Source organism: Paraburkholderia sp. XV, assembly GCF_020177535.1.
In the GTDB taxonomy this organism is placed as follows: Bacteria; Pseudomonadota; Gammaproteobacteria; order Burkholderiales; family Burkholderiaceae; genus Paraburkholderia; species Paraburkholderia caribensis.
Genome location: NZ_JAGUUD010000247.1, coordinates 1 through 2,654, shown reverse-complemented (window position 1 = coordinate 2,654; position 2,654 = coordinate 1). Strand labels below are relative to the sequence as shown.

The following is a 2,654-nucleotide window of genomic DNA, read 5'->3' as shown; positions in this document are numbered from 1 at the left end:
CGTAAGCGGCTCGCGTAGGCCGTTCTCGACGTTACGCGCGTAAGTGAGGCATGGTGGTGGCGATCTGGAGAGTAACGGGTGAGTCGGGGGAGATCCTGTCCATGATCGGCGATCGTGGACGCGATCTATCTGGATTTACCCGGCGATCAGGAAGCGGATGCGGGTGGACTGGTCTTCCTGGGCAGCCTGGGGGCCACGTTCCAGGGCAGCAGTTCTTCGATGCGATTGATTTGGTGATCAGCGATATGGGTCAAGACGTATTCGAGGTAGGTACGCGGATTGATCCCGTTGAGCTTGCACGTCCCGATCAGACCGTACATCGCGGCAGCCCGCTCGCCCCCGCTGTCGGAACCGGCGAACATGAAGTTCTTGCGACCCAGGCTCACGCAGCGCAGAGCATTTTCGGCCAGGATATTGCTGATCTCGGCCTGCCCATCGTCGCAGAACAGCATCAATTCGGCCCAGCGATTCAGCGAGTAGTTGATTGCGCCGGCCAGGTCCGACTTCTTCGACAGCGTCGCGAGCCTGGTCCTGATCTTCGTTTCGAAGGCGAAGAGCAGCGGCTTGCTCTTCTCTTGTCGTGCGCGCAGCCGCTCGGCGGCTGGTTTGCCGCGGATATCGGCTTCGATGCTGTAGAGCTCGCCGATCATCTCGAGCAACTCCTGGGTGCTGTCGGTTGGCGTGCTCGCATGAATCTCGAAGTACCGTCTCCTCGCGTGATCCCAGCAGGCTGCGTGACGAACTTTGCCAGTCGCGTACAGTTCGTTGAAGCCATCGTAGCCATCTGCCTGAAGGATGCCCTCGAATCCGGCGAGACGGGTCTGAGGATGGACTCCTTTGCGGTCGGACGAGTAGTCGAACCACACCGAGGCCGGTTCCGTCGAGCCCGAGCGACGATCATCGCGCACGTAGACCCACAGGCGCCCTGTCCGGGTCTTCTTGTTGCCAGGCGAGAGCACAGGGATTGGCGTGTCGTCCGCGTGCAGCTTGGTGCCGGCTATCGTGTAACGGCGCAGCGCCTCGGTCAGCGGACGGCAGAGCTCCTCACACTGGCCAACCCAGCGCCCCATGCTGGCGCGGTCGAGCGTGACGCCGTCGCGCGCGGCAATCTCCGACTGGCGGTACAACGGCGTATGGTCCGCGTACTTCGAGACCAGGATGTCCGCGAGCAGGCTCGGGTGGGCGATGCTGCGCTCGATCGGCAAGCCGGGCATGGGCGGCTGCGAGAACTGAGCGCAGCCGGTGCAGACCGCCTTGGGTCGGATCGTGCGAATAACCTTGAACGCGGCCGCGACGCGGGCGAGCTGTTCGGATATGTCTTCGCCGAGCGGCTGCATGGAATTTCCGCACAGCGGGCAGCTCGGTTCGAGTTCGAGCACGTGCTCATCGCGCGACAGATGAGAGGGCAGCGCTTCCTTCGGGGATGTGCTGCTGCCGGGCGTGTTGGTCTGCGACGCGCGAGCACGGCGCACATCGGCAACGCCGCGCCCGGCAGCCAGTTCCTCCAGTTCGGTCTCGAGCCGGGCGATCTGCCGGTCAAGCTGCTCGGACTTGCGGCCGAAGTGCATCCGCTTGAGCTTGTCGATCTGTGCCTTCAGCCGTTCGATCTCGAGGTCCCGCTCTGCCATGTCCCGCTGCAGACGCTCGATCTCGCCACCTTGTTCAGCAAGCGACGCGCGTTGCGCAAGCACCAACGCTTGCAGGGCCTGGACATCGTCGGGAAGATCGGCGCCGTTCGACATGTGGCGCAGTTTACGAGCCTTCCGCGCGGTTTACAACATCGAGAGTGTGGTGGTGCGGCGCGGCTGTCGCCAGTCGATGCCCTCGAGCAACATCGACAGCTGGGCTGCCGTCAGATGAACCTTGCCGCCATCGGCTTGTGGCCAGACAAAGCGGCCTCGCTCAAGACGCCTGGCAAGAAGCCAGAGTCCGTCCTCGGTGGCCCACAAAACCTTGACGAGATCACCACGGCGACCGCGAAAAATGAACACGTTGCCGCCCAGCGGATTCTCCTCGATCGCTGTCTGTACCTTTGCCGAGAGTCCCTGAAACCCGCATCGCATGTCTGTAAGACCGCCGACCAGCCAGATCCGCGTGCCGACTGGAACCTGGATCACCGCAGGCACTCCTGCAGGAACGATTCGGCGCACTCGAGCGGCAGGCCGCGGATTCGCACGCGGCGTTTGCCGATCTCAACCTCGATCTCGCAGACGGAGGGTGGCACGTTGCCCGCCGTCGACGGCGACTCGTTTGCCGCAAGCTGTGCCGGGCGCGGCATCGGCAAGGGCAGGTCGATCACGTTGACCGGCAATAATTCGGTGGATGATGTCGGCGCCGCTTCGACGCCCGGCAGCTTCAGCTTGCCTTCCCGATACAGCCGCTTCCACTCGAACACGACGTTAGCGTTCATGTCGTGCCGTCGCGCGACGACCGAGACCGACGTTCCGGGCTCAAGAGTCTCCTGGACAACTTGCTGCTTGAATTCGAGCGAATACACGCGGTGCGTTTGGCGAGCCTTGGGGGATGCGTTCGACATCTCGGTAGGTCCTCTACAGTCCGAATCAATGCGGGCGATGATCTCAACGTCCGCTGCTTGCTCGAATCATGCGTCAAGCTCACGCGAGATGGCGAACGGCCCTCGCGAGCCGCTTACG

The 2,654-nt window shown here is 63.0% G+C and carries 3 protein-coding genes; all 3 read right to left on the bottom strand.

Features of this window, described 5'->3' with window-relative positions:
• Window positions 1-146: 146 nt before the first annotated feature.
• The 3 genes from tnpC to KFO72_RS42175 are packed head-to-tail and all read right to left on the bottom strand — an operon-like array spanning window position 147 to window position 2,497.
• Window positions 147-1,742, bottom strand: coding sequence for an IS66 family transposase (gene tnpC / locus KFO72_RS41695; protein ID WP_225034536.1), 1,596 nt, complete (start codon window positions 1,740-1,742; stop codon window positions 147-149).
• Window positions 1,743-1,772: 30 nt separating this feature from the next.
• Window positions 1,773-2,117: an IS66 family insertion sequence element accessory protein TnpB gene (gene tnpB / locus KFO72_RS41690; RefSeq protein WP_225034535.1), complete on the bottom strand. Its 345-nt coding sequence runs from the start codon at window positions 2,115-2,117 to the stop codon at window positions 1,773-1,775.
• Complete coding sequence (locus tag KFO72_RS42175) at window positions 2,114-2,497, bottom strand: transposase (protein WP_412101834.1); 384 nt, start codon at window positions 2,495-2,497, stop codon at window positions 2,114-2,116. Before KFO72_RS42175 ends, tnpB begins: the two co-directional genes overlap by 4 nt.
• Between the last annotated feature and the right edge of the window lie 157 nt (window positions 2,498-2,654).